The organism is Bifidobacterium sp. ESL0690, assembly GCF_029392315.1.
GTDB lineage: Bacteria > Actinomycetota > Actinomycetes > Actinomycetales > Bifidobacteriaceae > Bifidobacterium.
Genome location: NZ_CP113939.1, coordinates 235,309 through 249,693 on the forward strand (window position 1 = coordinate 235,309; position 14,385 = coordinate 249,693).

Consider the following 14,385-nt stretch of genomic DNA (forward strand, 5'->3'; position numbering starts at 1 on the left):
GATGACAGAGAATTCGATTGAGGCACAGAAGAACGATATGGACAGTAAGAAGTGCTATCAGGCGATTTCCATCGAAAAAGACTATGTCGGCGTGCCTGTGCTCAAAGGCGTTTCACTGACAATTCACCCCGGTGAGATTGTTGGTCTTGTCGGCCATAACGGCGCAGGCAAATCGACTTTGTTGAGGGTTCTTTCTGGGGCCCATCGACAAAGTGGTGGAAGTTTGCGATTGGATGGTGCGGAAGTCTCGTTCTCCGATCCGTCAGAAGCGATAGAGCAAGGCATCTCGACTGTGTATCAGGAATTGTCGCTCATGCCGAATCTGACCGTTGCCCAGAATATGTGGCTTGGACGCGAGGAACGGAATCACGGCCGTCTGCTCGATAAAAAGAACATGATTACGAAAGCCAAAAAAGTGATTGGCGATTTCGGGCTCGATGTCGATGTGGAAAAGCAGGTCGGCTCGTATTCGGTCGCAACGCGTCAGCTCTTGGAAATCGCTATTGCCTGCAGCAAGAACACCCGTTACTTGCTGCTCGATGAGCCAACGACTTCACTTGAAGGCGATCAGGTAACCTCTCTTATGGATTATCTGAAGCAGCTGGCGACTACCAAGAATATTGGCATTCTCATTGTCAACCACAAACTTGACGAGCTCTATCAGGTGGCGGATCGTATCGTCGCCTTGATGAATGGTCAGGTTGTCATTGACGCGCCTACCGCCACCGTTGACCGTAATGCTGTGGTTACCGCCATCGCCGGTGTCGATTATGCGAAAGCCTCCGAGGGTGCGGAAAACGCAACCAGTGAGAAAAAGCATAGTGATGGCAAGACGACGCTTCGGGTGAAGCACATCAACGGAGGAATTCTGCAGGATATCAGTTTCACCGCAAAATCCGGCCAGATTCTTGGAATCTACGGCTTGGGTGGTGCCGGTAAAAGCGAGACGCTTCGTGCCATCGCAGGCATCGCGCCAGCCAAAGGCGGGGAAATCGAAGTCGACGGGAAACCGTTTGCGCCCAAGGTGCCTAAAGACGCCATGAAGCGTGGGATCGCGTTCCTCACCGAGGAACGGAAAAAGGACGGCATCGTCCCGCTGATGTCCAGCTATCAGAACGCCGGGCTTCCGGAACTGAAACGATATTCCAAATCGGGATTCCTCAATAAATCCAAGATGCGTCAGGATACCGGAACCATACTGAAGCAGCTTGGTCTGAAAGGAGCGCCGGAAAACCCGGTCGAATCCCTTTCCGGAGGCAATCAGCAGAAGGTTTTGTTGGCTCGAGCGCTAGCTCAGCGGCCGCATATTCTCCTGCTTGACGAGCCGAGCAAGGGCGTCGACATCGGCGCCAAAGAGGAAATTCATGTAATCCTTCGTTCTCTGGCCCAGCAAAATGATATGACAATCGTCATGGTTTCTTCTGAAGAGGAAGAGATTCTTGACATTTCCGATGAGGTTCTGGTTCTCGGCGAAGGCAAGGTTCTCGCCGGTCCGTTCCCTGTCGGTCAGGTGTCGCAATCACAGCTGAGAAAGCTCGCATGGAGCTAAAGCGAGGGCAATGCATGATGGTTGATGGTCGGCATTATGACCAATGGACGGCTGTGTAGGCCATGGAGTGGAAAGAAATGAGTGATTTCATAACGTCGCTGATATCCGATGCTCCGTTGAATCTTTTCGGAAGTATTTTTGCGGCTCCGGAAAGCCAGCGTTTGGCCTACGCAAAGGTCCTATATCAATGTGGGGCATGGATACATGTCGATATTATCGACGAAAGCTATCCGATAAGGAAGGCCGTGTCCCCGCAAATATTGGATCACCTGGGCAATGAACGCGACAAGATTGAGATTCACCTTATGGTTGCCAAACCGCTTCTCTGGGTTGAGAAGCTGGTGAAATATCGACCTTGCCGGATTGTTGTCCAAGTGGAGGATCTGCCGTCTGCATTGGATGCGTCGATTTCTGAGTTTAAAAAGGCAAAGGAATTGGCGCATGCAAATAATGTCGAACTATGGATTGGCTTTGCTCCACAGACGTTGCCAGCCGCAGCCTCTACGATTGTCGAACTTGCCGACGGAGTTCTGCAAATGCTGAGCAACCCAGGAACGGCAGGGACTGTTGCCGATTTTGGACTTTTAAATCGAATCGCTTCTATCGAAAAGCCCAGAACGGTTGATGGCGGGGTGACGCTTTCATCGCTGCAGAAAATCGCGCAAACGGGAATCGGCGAGGCCATCATCGGAAGGGATTTATGGCGGTACATCAACCGACATATACATTCGTGAGAATCAGCTTTGCCTATTTAATCCAGAAAGAATGATGTTATGAAACTACAGGTCGCTCTTGATGAGATGAATATTGAACAAGGAGTCGATCTCATCTCGAAAGTGCATCAATATGTAGACATCGTTGAAATCGGCACGCCTTTTGCCATGGCTGAAGGGGTGCATCCGGTCGAAGTTTTCAAGCGGAAATTCAACGATATCGACATACTCGCTGACACCAAGATAATGGATGCGGGTAAGTATGAGGCCGAACTTGCGTTTCGTGCGGGAGCTCGTTATGTGACCGTGCTTGGCGTCTCCGATCTGGGTACGATCAAAGGTTGCCTTCAGGCTGCAGAAAAATATGGCGGCGAAGTAGTTGTGGACATGATTTGTGTCCCCGATCCCGCGGTTCGTATTCCGCAACTGGAACGAATAGGCGTACGTAACATCGCGGTCCATGCCGGTGTGGACTTGCAGGCCCAAGGGCGTACCGCGCTTGATGATCTGAAATTGATGAAGTCGATTTCCCGGTCTTTCAAAATCGCGGTGGCCGGAGGGATCAACCAGCACACCGTCGATGATTATCTCGATGCGGGGGCGGACGTCATCATTGTCGGAGGCGGCATAGCCCATGCGCAGGATCCGGCGTTGGAAGCCGAATTGCTTGCCAACCGAATTCACAAGAACCAGCCGAAAGCAGCGTAGCCATGAATAAGGAACTTGAACTTATAGTCGGAGAAATCAATAAATACTATGTTCGGATAGACGACGAGTCCTTGCATTCGCTGGCTCGCGCAATTCTAACTGCCAAACGGGTATTTGTAGCTGGACTGGGACGTTCCGGCGATGCGGCCCAAGCATTCTCGAATCGGCTGATGCACCTCGGATTGCAGGTGCATTTCGTCGGGGAATCGACCAGTCCTTCAATAGCCAAAAATGATTTGCTTGTCATCTGTTCCGGGTCGGGCACGACAACGGTTTTGCTGGCGATGGCCCGGAAATGCAAAGAAATCGGGGCCAAAGTAGCAACACTTACGATGGCGCCTCAAGCCGCCATCGGCGAGTTGTCTGATTTCGTCGTAAGGATTCCCGGCAGTGCCAAACGTCCCGATTCACACGATGGAACCGCAGATTCCCGGCAGCCTATGGGCACGCTTTTCGAACAGTTCTCTTGGCTCACTTTTGACGCTTTGGTCCTTATTCTTATGTCTAAGCTTGGTGAAACCACAGAAACGATGTTTGCCAGGCATACGAATCTGGAATAATTGAGTCGGCGATGTTGCCAGAAGGCGGAAGCAGAATTTGCCGCTCTGATAACGCAGTCAGGAATTGAGGGGAAACATGATAGGGGAATCGCCCAATTGCGGAAGTAGGAAATTGGTCGCTGGAGTCGATACTTCAACGCAATCGACAAAAGTGCGTGTTACCGACGCTGCTACCGGTGAACTTGTCAGGTTCGGTAAGGCCAAACATCCTGTCGGCACCAGTGTCGACCCGGAATACTGGTGGCAGGCGTTTCTGAAAGCTTGTGAGGAGGCGGGGGGACTCGACGACGTTTCGGCCATATCCGTCGGAGGTCAGCAACATGGCCTTGTGCTGCTCGATCGGAGCGGGCGGGTTATCCGTGATGCCATTTTATGGGATGACACACGTTCCGCGCCGCAATCAGACGAGATAATCCGAACTTTTGGCGCAATCGACGACTTGAACCATATTCCGAAAGGCCCTTGGCACACTCCGATGGTTGTGAGCGGCGAGTCTGCTCATTCCAAGAATTCTGACGATTGTGAAGCAACGAAACTCGGCACGCAACGCTGGGTCCATGCCATCGGGTCCGCGCCCGTAACATGTTTCACCATTTCGAAGCTTGCCTGGGTGGCCGAGTATGAACCCGAAAATGCTGCGCGTATCGCAGCCATCTGCCTGCCGCACGATTGGTTGAGTTGGAGGATTGCGGGGTTCGGCCCAGTGGATGAGGGTGAGGACGCCCATCTTGAGGCTTTGGTCACCGATCGCTCCGAAGCTTCTGGCACGGGGTATTTCGATGCCGCGAATAATAGATATTTGTACAACTTTATCGATATGGTGCTGGGCCGGCATGACATCATCCTGCCCAAAGTACTAGGTCCTAGAGAGGCTTCACCGTTCAGGGCATCGGCAAAGGTGGCCGGTTCCGCCATCGATGACGGTTGCATTATCGGACCGGGAGGAGGCGACAACGAGATCGCCGCGTTCGGCCTGAACATGGTTGCCGGTGACGCGAGCATTTCGTTGGGAACCTCCGCTGTCGCCGAAGCGGTAGCCCCAGAACCTGTATATGATCTTTCCGGAATGCTTGCCGGATATGCTGAATGTACCGGACACTATTTGCCCGAGGCCGGGACGCTGAATGGTTCCCGTATCCTCGACGCCGGCTGCAAGCTGTTGTCCGTCGGATATGAGGAATTATCGTCGCTGGCACTTTCCAGCGTGCCGGGAGCGAAGGGCTTGACGCTTTTGCCGTATTTTGACGGCGAATACATTCCGATTCGACCAAACGCCAATGCGGCTTTATCGGGTATGACCCTTTCCAACACGACACCTGAAAACGTGGCGAGAGCGTTTGTCGAGGCACTGCTTTGCTCGGTCCGTGATTGCTTGGAGCTGATCAAGCAGTTCGATGGTGGGATCACCAGAATCCTCTTGATTGGAGGAGGCGCCAAGTCGAAAGCGGTGCGGGTATTGGCCCCGGCGATTTTCGAAATGCCTGTCACCATTCCGGCCGAAGACGAATATGTTGCCATCGGGGCCGCGCGTCAAGCTGCTTGGGTGCTGAGCGGTGAAGAGGAACCGCCGCAATGGAAGCTTAAAATCGAAGCCGTTCAAACGGGAACTCCGACTCCGGAAGTCTACGAGAGCTATGCGAAAGTCAGAGGCGATATGCAGTGACATGCGTTCGCTGCAATTGTAACTGTTAGGGTTTTCTATCCTCTTGATTGGAACAAGCAAACGGAATCTTGACATTTGTTTATTCGGTGCCGCCAAGACGTGAATACGAGACAGATAATAATAGGACTTTCGCCGCTTTCGGGACGGACGAATATATTTGCGTTATTGCACTATTGTCGACTTCGTCTGTTGAGATTGAAACGGAACCGATAAATTACGAATGAGGGGCTGGAAATGCTGAAGGCTGTGCTCTGGGATATGGACGGCACGTTGATCGACTCGGAGCCTTACTGGCATCAGGTCGAAATGGGCATCGCCCGCGAGCACGGCGGCTATTGGAGCGAGGACATCGGCTGGACTTGTTCGGGCAAGCCGGTTCCGCAAGTCGCGCAAAAGATGGTGGACAACGGCACCGAGTTGCCGGTCTCCGAGATTGAGCGGCTGATGATCGAAGGCGTGGCTCGTAAGGAAGCGGAACACATGCCTTGGATTGAAGGCGTTGAGGACGTGCTGCGCTCGCTGGTCGCTGCCGGCATTCCGTCTGTTCTGGTGACGGCATCACCGCGACGTATGGCCGAGAATCTGGTGCGCCAGGCCCCCGAAGGCGCGTTCGTCGGTTACGTTTGCGGTGAAGACGACTTGCCCAAAAAGCCGAATCCCGCGCCCTACCTTGCCGCAGCAGAAGTCATTGGCATTGAGGTTCCGAGGGAGATTCTTGCAGCAAACGGGATGACGAGTCAGCTGGGCAGCAGTACCGGCGGCCGTACTGATGTTTCATCTCAGATATTGGATTCCGATAGTCTCGGCAACACCGGTAATCATGGTAATTACGGCAATCAGGGCAACCGAAATGTTCCTGCTTCTGAGCATTCGGCGGAATTTGCGGACGATGTGCAATTGGATACTTTCCGTCATGAAATGGCAAGGTGTGTGGCCCTTGAAGATTCCATGACCGGCATCGAGTCTGCAGCAGCTTCCGGCGCAACAACGATTGCCCAGACCGGTTTCATCGGCACCGACACGTCCGCCGGCCCCCAGTTTGCTTCAATCAGCAGCTACAGCAACCTGACTGCCGAAGCTCTCGAACGTTACGTTGAGCAGCGTTTGGCAACTATGCAGCAATGAAAAAGGTTTCCGGCGAGCCGCCGAAAACCTGCTTGTGGAGCTGATGGTATTTTCAACATCTAAGATTTTGTGTACCTGTGGGTGTGCCTAAAACATATTTCCTCTTAGTTTGATTATTTCAAAAATCGTGGATTCGTAGCTTTAAGAGCTGTTTCTATAAACAACCGCTGTTTCTTGTGGCGAAGTGTCTTGCTATTTTGTATACGAAAAGATATTCTTTATGTATACGAAAAGAAAAGAGGTGGGGAATTGCAAGTTTGCTTGCATCCGAGAGTGTTGGAGAAACGTCCTTGGCTCGATGAGAAGGAAATCGTCGCGGCGTGGACTGATGCTGCACGCATGCTTCCTCGCCAGGGCGGTTACGAGCCGGACCAGATGCTCGCCATTGGCTGGGACTGGCATGGCAGGCTCACCGAGATGATCGCGTATGCCGGCATGGAGGATGACGAATGGATCATCTTCCATGTTGCGCCGGCAAGAAAGAAGTTCCTCGCCGAAATGGGGTTCGGCGAGAGTGAGATTCGTCAACTGTTGGGAAGGAGATAATTCATGAAGGACTACAGGGCAAAAGGTGGGGTCGAGGTCACTAACGAGATGATTGACCAGTGGGACAAGGACGCCGACAATGGCATCTACCACGGCACCCCCGGCAAGCTTGTTGTTAACAGACCACTGGGACGTCCGCCGCTGTATGAAGAGCCAATGGTTCCGGTGACGTTCCGTATGCCGGGCAGTGAGGCGGAGGCGCTTCGTAAGGCCGCCGACAAGCGCGGTGTGAGTTTCGCCGATCTCATGCGCGAGGCGTGCCACAGAGAGCTCGGACGGCAGATAGCCTGAGGCTATATAATAAAAGGTTTCCGGCGAAACGTCGGAAACCTTGCTTGTGGAGCTGATGGTAATCGAAACCACGACCTCTTCGATGCGAACGAAGCGCTCTACCAACTGAGCTACAGCCCCATGCCGCCTAAGTTCATCACTCAAGACAACGTTACATATTCTAGTACAACCCAATCCCAAGCACAATTCGGCGGGTTGAGGCCAGAACGCATATTTTGGGTGTTGCCTCGTTGGCCGGACGGTATGTATTCTATATTTCCAGCAGCGTTTCGGTGGGTTGAGAGGGAAACCTATATTTGCCGGCAGCATTTCAGGGTTGCCAACAAAGTGTATTCCTTTATTTCCGATAGCGTTTGTTGGGCAGGAAGTAAGGCATGCATTTTAAATTTCCAGCAGTGCTTCGATGAATTGGCATAAAGCATGCTCTTAAATTCCCAACAGCGCTTCGACGGATTGAGGTAAACCGTATTCCTATATCTCCAACAGCGCCTCGGCGGTTTTCTGGTCGGTGACCAAAGCGGAAATCAGGTGCCCGACCAGGCATGCGTGGATGGCGTTGACCTTGGTCGGCCCCCATGCCACACCGATGACCATCGGGATTTTCTTGAGACGTTCGATATCGATGGAAATCGTGCGCTCGCAAAGATCCGAGTGGATGTGCTCGCCTTCGGCATTGATAAGATGCCCGCAGATATGCCCGACGACTCCGCGCTTGTGCAGTGTTCGTGCGGTGACGGGGTCCACATATTCGTCGAAGATGTGCCCGAGCCTGTTTTCTGTGGCGGCGCCGACGCCCACGATGGCGATATCGGCCCCGCCCCCGAGCGCCAGGGCGGTGGCGATTTGCGGTTCCTTGCGCATGCTGTTCGCGATTTTCGCGTTCGATAAAATCATCGGCACGGGCAGGGCAGTGAAGGTGCCGCCAAGTCGGCTGGCGAGCATGCGGCAGATGTCTGGGGAGTCAATCATCGGATTGTCAGGGCTCAGCGCGCCGATCATCTGTGCGACGTTGGATTTCGGCCATTCACAGATCGGCATTTCGTGCACGGTCGCTGCCACGGCCCGTCCGTTGGAGACGGTGACCAGCGAGTCGGGCTTGCAAAGCTCGCAGAACAGGGCCGCGGCGTATCTTGGCACCACTTGGCCCGAGCTTTCGCCCTCGTTGACCGTCGCCACGCGCACGTGTTTGAGTCCGAATCTGCGTTCCAGCTCTTTCTCGAGCTTGCGAATGCGTTCCAATTCGTGGCCGATGGAGATGTGGACCATCCCCGAATCCCTTGATTCCTTGAGCAGCCGCGAGACCGTTGGCCTCGAGTAGCCGATGTCGCGGGCGATCTGGGCCTGTGTTTTGTCTTCCAAGTAATAAGAACGCGCCACGCGCAGCACAAGTTCGATATGCTGCCGTGAAGAGCTGGTTGCTAGTGATTCATCGCTGAACATATGTTCATCTTATCCCATTTTGAAAAATTTTATCTTGATTTCCGTGGCATTTTCAATACATAGCAAAATTTCTGCATTACAAGTCGCTGAACGTATGTTCATGAGGGGATGGGCCAGTCCATCTGCAATCGCATATCGTGAGAATTGAAAACGCAGTGGGTGAGATTGGAAAGATGCTGTGGTCTAGATTTGTGGCCACAAAATCCGCAATCCGAGAAAGCCCGTTGCGTAAGGAATTGCGAGTGACCGGCGGCCGGTCGTAGGTATTCGGCGGCAGGCAGTCGGCGATCCACAAATGAAAAATTGATTTAACAGTGGTGAATCAAATAAGGAGTTAACAATGTCGTTTGCACGTACGATTCTGGGCGATGTCGATCCGAGCACCCTCGGTGTGGTCGACGCCCACGACCATCTCATCCGCGTCGGTGCCGGCGAGGTCTACATCGATGGCGACCATCAGCTCGATTCCGTCGAGAAGGCCGAAGAAGAGGCCACGCGTTTCGCCGAGGCTTCGAAGAAGTGGAGCAAGTACGGCGGCACCATCGTCGATATGTGCCCCATCAACTGCGGCCGTGACCCGGCCAAGCTCGTCGAGGTCGCCAAGAACGTCAAGGACCTGAAGGTCATCGGCGCCACCGGCTTCCACCGTGAGCACGTTTATCTGGAGACCCAGTCCCACTGGGTCAACCGCTATTCCGTCGACCAGATCACCGAGCTGGTCATCGCCGATATCCGCGAGGGCGTCGACCAGAACGATTACACCGGCCCGTTCGTCAACCGCACGCCCTACAAGGCCGGTGTCATCAAGGTCGGCACCGCTTACGGCGAGATCACCCCGTTCGAGCACAAGTGCCTCGAAGCAGCCGCCGCGGCCGCCATCGAGACCGGCGCTCCGGTCAACACGCACACCACCTACGGCACCTGTGGCCTCGAGCAGGCACAGGAGCTCTTGAAGCAGGGCGTGCCCGCCGACCAGATCGCCATCGGCCACATCCAGCGCAACGCCGACGTCTACTACCTCGAGAAGATCCTCGACCTGGGCGTCTACCTCGAGATCGACGGCACCAACCGCATCAAGTACCAGCCGGATTCCAACCGCATGATGGAGCTCAAGGCGTTCAAGAAGGACGGCTTCGAAGACCGCATCCTGCTCGGCACCGATTCCGGCAAGCGCTCCTACCAGAAGGCCTACGGCTCCGTCTCCGGCGTGGATTACAACCCCGCCGTCGACGGCCCGCGCATGATCGACGAGGGCTTCGACCCCGAGTACGTCGACAAGCTGCTGATCAAGAACGCCGCCAAGTTCTTCACCTTCAAGAAGGAAGGCTGATTTAGATGGCTGAGAAATTGCAACGTCCGAAGCTGCAGATCGCCCTCGACACCACCGATATGCCGAGCGCCCTGCGTCCGTTGAACCGTGCGGTCAGCCAGGTCGACGTCATCGAGTGCGGCACGATCCTCATCATCGCCGAAGGCCTCAAGGCCGTGCGCGAGGTACGTGCCCTCTACCCGAACAAGACGATTCTGGCCGACGTGCGTATCGCTGAGGCCGGCGCCCTGATCGCCCGCAACTGCTTCGAAGCCGGAGCCAACTGGGTTTCCGTGGTGGCCGGTGCTTCGATGACCACAGTGGAGCAGGTCGTCAAGGTCGCCAACGAGTACGGCGGCGAAGTGCAGATCGAGCTCGGTGAGAAGTACGATCCGGACCAGGCCCGCGAATGGCGTCGCCTGGGTGCCACGCAGGTCATCGTTCACCGTTCCCGTGACGCGGAAGTCGCCGGCAAGCTCACTTGGGGCCCCAACGACATCCAGCGCATCAAGGAGCTGCACGACATGGGCTTCATGGTCACCGTCACTGGCGGCGTGAAGGCCGACGACCTGCCGTTCTTCAAAGGCGCTCCGGTCGGGGTCATCATCTCCGGACGTGGCATCGTGAAGGCCGACGATCCGCTGGCCGCCGCGAAGCACCTGCAAGACACCATCAGCGAGGTGTGGCCGCAATGAGCACCGTCAGGCTTGGCATCTACGAGAAGGCGCTCAAGCACACCGACGACTGGGATTCGTTCTTCGTCCAGGTGCGCGACGGAGGGTTCATGTTCATGGACATCTCCGTCGACGAGTCGCCCGAACGCATGGCCCGTCTCGATTGGACAGCCAAGCAGGCCCGTGATTTCCGCGCCGCGGCCGACCGGCAGGACGTGCAGATCGGGGGCATGTGCCTGAGCTGCCATCGCAAGGTAGGGCCGGGTTCCGCCGATCCGAAAGTCCGCCAGGAGGCCGACGACATCTTCCGCAAGGCCATCGACCTCTGCCACGAGGCCGGCATCCCCGTGGTGCAGGTTGCCGGATACTACGCCTACTACGAGGATCCGGACGACGGGCAGCGCGTCCGCTACGTCGAATCCCTCCGTCGCGCGGCGTCGTACGCGGCACAGGCCGGTGTGATGCTGGGTATCGAGAACGTGGACGGCAACGACGTCACCTCGATCACCAAGGGCTTGGCGATCTGCGACGAGATTCACTCGCAGTGGCTAACCATGTACCCCGATATCGGCAACCTCGCCGAGCAGCAGCTCGACACCACCTCTGAACTCAGGGCTGGTGAAGGCCGGATGCTCGCCATCCACGTCAAGGACGTGCTGCCAGGTCAGCCGCGCCGCATCCCGATGGGCACCGGCGTCACCGATTTCGCCGCCGCGTTTAAGGAGCTCAAGCGGCAGGATTGGTCCGGACGCATGATGCTTGAGATGTGGAACGACGACGCCCCGAACTCCAGCGAGATCAGCTCGCAGGCCCGTCAAAAGGTCGCCGGCTGGTTGGGTGACGCTGGTATCACAGTCGCCTCGCGCTAGCGATTCCTTAGTCCGTGTGCTCCGCCCATACGGTTGCGGAGCGCATGGAATCACACATAACTTAATATCATTGAATATAAAATAGAACTAAATTCAACAGATTGTGATGATGAATCTGCAGACTGCCGCTTCAACGCTGCGGGTTTATCGACGCAACCGATAATAAAAGAAACAGCAGGTTTGCTTTCGGTTATTCGGTATTTCGGTGCTGATACCGGTGCCAGGCCAATCTGTTGTGATAAATAAAAATACATAACTTCATGGTTCTGTACTCGCGATTTCCAGCGGGTGCAGCCTCACCGTGGCCCCTGTCAACTGAAGGATACGGGTCAACGGTCTTTCCGGTTCGCGACGCGACGTATAGCGCGGCTTCGGGTCGGAATGGCGATTTTCGAACATGTCGATTCTCGCTTTTGCGCCGCAAACGCAAGGCCCGGAGCGTTCGGATCGTCGGATTGTCAGCCTGCCGGGTGTTCGGCAGGAAAGAAGCGTGACGTCTTCAGACGTTTCGCAACGTAATGCAAATAGTTACAAGGAAGTGCTGATATGGCAACTTATGATCTTTCCACCATCGGCGAAGGCCAGATCCGTTTCACCGTCAATAGCGGCGAACGTCTGATGTTCACCCGTTCCGTTTCCATGAACCCCGCGTGCTCCGAGGCGAACGTCGCCGGCCTGCTCGCGCAGCTCGGACGCAAGACGCTGTGGACCAGCTCGCTGCCGGAAGGCGATCTCGGCGACTACATTTTGACCGAGTATCGTTCCGTCGGCGTCGACATGAAGACCATGGTCCGCAAGAAAGGCGGCCGCACCGCCCTCTACTTCATGGAGCCAGGAGCCGGCCCGATGCCTGCGAACGTCATCTATGACCGCGATTGGACTTCGTTCCGCGGCACAGGCATCGACGAGTACGACTGGAATACGATGCTTGACACGAGGCTCATGTTCCTCACCGGCATCACCGCCGCGCTGACCGACACCACCGCCGAAGTGGTGCGTTATGCCGCCGACCATGCCGTCGAGCGCGGCGCCAAGCTCGCGCTGGACGTCAATTTCCGCCACAAGCTGTGGAGCGGCGAACAGGCGCGCAAGGTGCTCACCCCCATCGCCGAAGAAGCCAACGTGCTTTTCTGCTCGATTTCCGACGCCGAAAAGGTCTTCGGCATCACCGGCACACCCGAAGAGGTGACCGCCGAGCTGATGAAGCGCTTTGACCCGGAGTATGTCGTTTCCACCAACCACATGGAAGGCCCGTACCTGCGCACCCACGAAGGCTTCACCGAATACAAGACCACCGCGGTTCCGGTCATCGACCGCCCGGGCGCCGGCGATTCGTTCGTCGCGGCCACGCTGCACGGCTACCTTTCCGGTGACATTGCCGAAGGCGTCAAGTGGGGCCAGCGTGCTTCCAAGTTCGCCATCACCCACAAGGGCGATCTGACCCGCATCCGTCCCGACGAGCTGGACATCCCGCTGGGTACTGACATCGATCGATAGTATTTATTGTCAAATATTAAAGAGAAACAAGGAATAAGAATATGAGCACAACTACAAACGCTCCGGCTTCACCCGCCGCATCGTCGGCACCGCTGAAAGCCTATGAGCAAATGGATTCCCGGCCGCTGACCGGTCACCAGAAAAGCATCATCTCCCTGGTGATTCTCGGCAACGTCTCCGAATTCTTCGACATGTTCCTCATCGGCTTCGTGGTCTCGCTGCTGACCACCGCATGGAAGCTGACAGGCTTCGAAGCCGGCGTCATTCTGGCCTGCTCGGGTCTCGGCACCGTCATCGGCTCCATTCTCTGGGGACGCTTGGCCGATAAGTTCGGCCGCAAGCACGCCTTCCAGTGGTGCGTGATCTGCTTCGTCACCTTCACCGTGCTTTCGGTGTTCCTGCCCGACCGCGCCTGGGCGCTGCTCGCCTTCCTGCGCATCGGCGTAGGCGTTGGCGTCGGCGGCCTCAACATCACCTCCATCCCTTACGTTCAGGAGTTCGTCCCGAGCAAGAACCGCGGCATGCTTTCCGGCCTCGCGTCGGTCTTCATCCCGCTTGGTCTGCTGCTCGGCTCCGTCTCCCAGAGCATCGTCGGCGACAACTGGCGTATCCTCATCGCCATCGGCGCCCTGCCGGTGCTCCTGCTCATCTGGTTGCACTATGTTCCTGAATCCCCTCGTTTCTATCAGACCAAGGGTCAGGACGACAAGGCTCGCGAGGCTCTCGCTTGGGCCATGGAACTCCCGCTTGATCAGGTCGGCGAGCTTCCTGACGTCGAGGTCGAGAAGAAGGTCGGCTACAAGGAGCTCTTCAGCAAGCACATGCGTCCGCTGGTCATCATCACTATCGGCTCGTTCTGCTTCATGATGGGCAGCTTCGCCATCCAGTCCTGGGGCCAGACGTTGCTCAAGGACGCGTTCCACTTCACCCCGCAGATGGTCGCCTACCTGTTCATGGGCGTTTCGGTGGCCGACTGCATCGGCCGCTTCGGCTCCGCTTGGCTCGCTGACGTCATCGGCCGTCGCTGGACGATGTTCATCTTCGGCATCGTCGGTGCTCTGGGTTGCTTCTACGCCGCGTTCTTCCACAGCTCCGGCTGGGCATTCTACATCGCGGTTCTCATCATCATGACCTTCGCCGATGGTGCGTTCGGCATCCTCAACGCCTTCGGTGGCGAGCAGTTCCCGAACGACGTGCGTTCCACCGGTCTCGGCTTGGGCTACGGCCTCGGCGCCATCGCCAAGGTCATTGGCCCGGCTCTCATGGGCGTGCTCGTCGGCGGCAGCTTCGTCGCCCAGCACATCGACATCTCCGTGATTACCAAGGCGTTCAGCTTCTTCGGTATCTGCCTGGTCATCGGCGCGATTACTTACCTCTTCGCGCAGGAGACCCGTGGCAAGGACCTCGAGAGCCTGTAAGCTTTCGTGAAGTCGTGTTAGGT

The 14,385-nt window shown here is 56.0% G+C and carries 14 protein-coding genes and 1 tRNA gene; 13 read left to right on the forward strand and 2 right to left on the reverse strand.

What is annotated here, in order from left to right:
• The first annotated feature begins 1 nt into the window (after position 1).
• The 8 genes from OZX62_RS00835 to OZX62_RS00870 all read left to right on the forward strand — a co-directional run bounded on the left by OZX62_RS00835 (position 2) and on the right by OZX62_RS00870 (position 7,155).
• Entirely contained in the window at positions 2-1,549 is a 1,548-nt protein-coding gene (locus tag OZX62_RS00835) for a sugar ABC transporter ATP-binding protein (RefSeq protein WP_277176167.1), read from the forward strand.
• A gap of 77 nt (positions 1,550-1,626) precedes the next feature.
• The gene (locus OZX62_RS00840; protein ID WP_277176168.1) at positions 1,627-2,283 is read left to right on the forward strand and encodes a hypothetical protein; all 657 of its coding nucleotides are present in this window, start codon (positions 1,627-1,629) and stop codon (positions 2,281-2,283) included.
• A 39-nt stretch (positions 2,284-2,322) separates the two neighbouring features.
• The gene (gene hxlA, locus OZX62_RS00845; RefSeq protein ID WP_277176169.1) at positions 2,323-2,970 is read left to right on the forward strand and encodes a 3-hexulose-6-phosphate synthase; all 648 of its coding nucleotides are present in this window, start codon (positions 2,323-2,325) and stop codon (positions 2,968-2,970) included.
• Between the two features lie 2 nt (positions 2,971-2,972).
• Positions 2,973-3,530 carry a 6-phospho-3-hexuloisomerase gene (gene hxlB / locus OZX62_RS00850; protein WP_277176170.1) on the forward strand — a complete coding sequence of 186 codons (558 nt, stop codon included), beginning with the start codon at positions 2,973-2,975 and terminating at the stop codon, positions 3,528-3,530.
• A gap of 76 nt (positions 3,531-3,606) precedes the next feature.
• A complete protein-coding gene (locus tag OZX62_RS00855) occupies positions 3,607-5,193 on the forward strand; it encodes an FGGY family carbohydrate kinase (protein WP_277176171.1) in 1,587 nt (528 codons plus the stop codon).
• A 234-nt stretch (positions 5,194-5,427) separates the two neighbouring features.
• Positions 5,428-6,318, forward strand: a complete 891-nt coding sequence (locus OZX62_RS00860; protein WP_277176172.1) for an HAD family phosphatase — start codon at positions 5,428-5,430, stop codon at positions 6,316-6,318.
• A 273-nt stretch (positions 6,319-6,591) separates the two neighbouring features.
• Positions 6,592-6,864 (forward strand): hypothetical protein, encoded by a 273-nt coding sequence (locus OZX62_RS00865; RefSeq protein ID WP_277176173.1) that lies wholly within the window; start codon positions 6,592-6,594, stop codon positions 6,862-6,864.
• A 3-nt stretch (positions 6,865-6,867) separates the two neighbouring features.
• Complete coding sequence (locus tag OZX62_RS00870; protein ID WP_277176174.1) at positions 6,868-7,155, forward strand: CopG family transcriptional regulator; 288 nt, start codon at positions 6,868-6,870, stop codon at positions 7,153-7,155.
• A 47-nt stretch (positions 7,156-7,202) separates the two neighbouring features.
• Here the strand turns inward: OZX62_RS00870 and OZX62_RS00875 are convergent.
• A tRNA-Ala gene (locus OZX62_RS00875) sits at positions 7,203-7,275 on the reverse strand.
• A 351-nt stretch (positions 7,276-7,626) separates the two neighbouring features.
• The gene (locus tag OZX62_RS00880) at positions 7,627-8,595 is read right to left on the reverse strand and encodes a sugar-binding domain-containing protein (protein ID WP_277176175.1); all 969 of its coding nucleotides are present in this window, start codon (positions 8,593-8,595) and stop codon (positions 7,627-7,629) included.
• Between the two features lie 340 nt (positions 8,596-8,935).
• On the opposite strand from OZX62_RS00880, the gene OZX62_RS00885 reads away from it, so the two are divergent.
• From OZX62_RS00885 to OZX62_RS00905, 5 genes are all read left to right on the forward strand, one after another.
• On the forward strand, positions 8,936-9,925 hold the full coding sequence (locus OZX62_RS00885) for a hypothetical protein (RefSeq protein WP_277176176.1): 990 nt from the start codon (positions 8,936-8,938) through the stop codon (positions 9,923-9,925).
• 5 nt (positions 9,926-9,930) lie between these two features.
• Positions 9,931-10,599, forward strand: a complete 669-nt coding sequence (locus OZX62_RS00890; RefSeq protein WP_277176177.1) for a 3-keto-L-gulonate-6-phosphate decarboxylase UlaD — start codon at positions 9,931-9,933, stop codon at positions 10,597-10,599.
• Positions 10,596-11,447 carry an L-ribulose-5-phosphate 3-epimerase gene (locus OZX62_RS00895; RefSeq protein WP_277176178.1) on the forward strand — a complete coding sequence of 284 codons (852 nt, stop codon included), beginning with the start codon at positions 10,596-10,598 and terminating at the stop codon, positions 11,445-11,447. Before OZX62_RS00890 ends, OZX62_RS00895 begins: the two co-directional genes overlap by 4 nt.
• A gap of 546 nt (positions 11,448-11,993) precedes the next feature.
• Positions 11,994-12,944: a sugar kinase gene (locus OZX62_RS00900; RefSeq protein WP_277176179.1), complete on the forward strand. Its 951-nt coding sequence runs from the start codon at positions 11,994-11,996 to the stop codon at positions 12,942-12,944.
• Positions 12,945-12,985: 41 nt separating this feature from the next.
• Positions 12,986-14,362 carry an MFS transporter gene (locus OZX62_RS00905; RefSeq protein ID WP_277176180.1) on the forward strand — a complete coding sequence of 459 codons (1,377 nt, stop codon included), beginning with the start codon at positions 12,986-12,988 and terminating at the stop codon, positions 14,360-14,362.
• Positions 14,363-14,385: the final 23 nt, after the last annotated feature.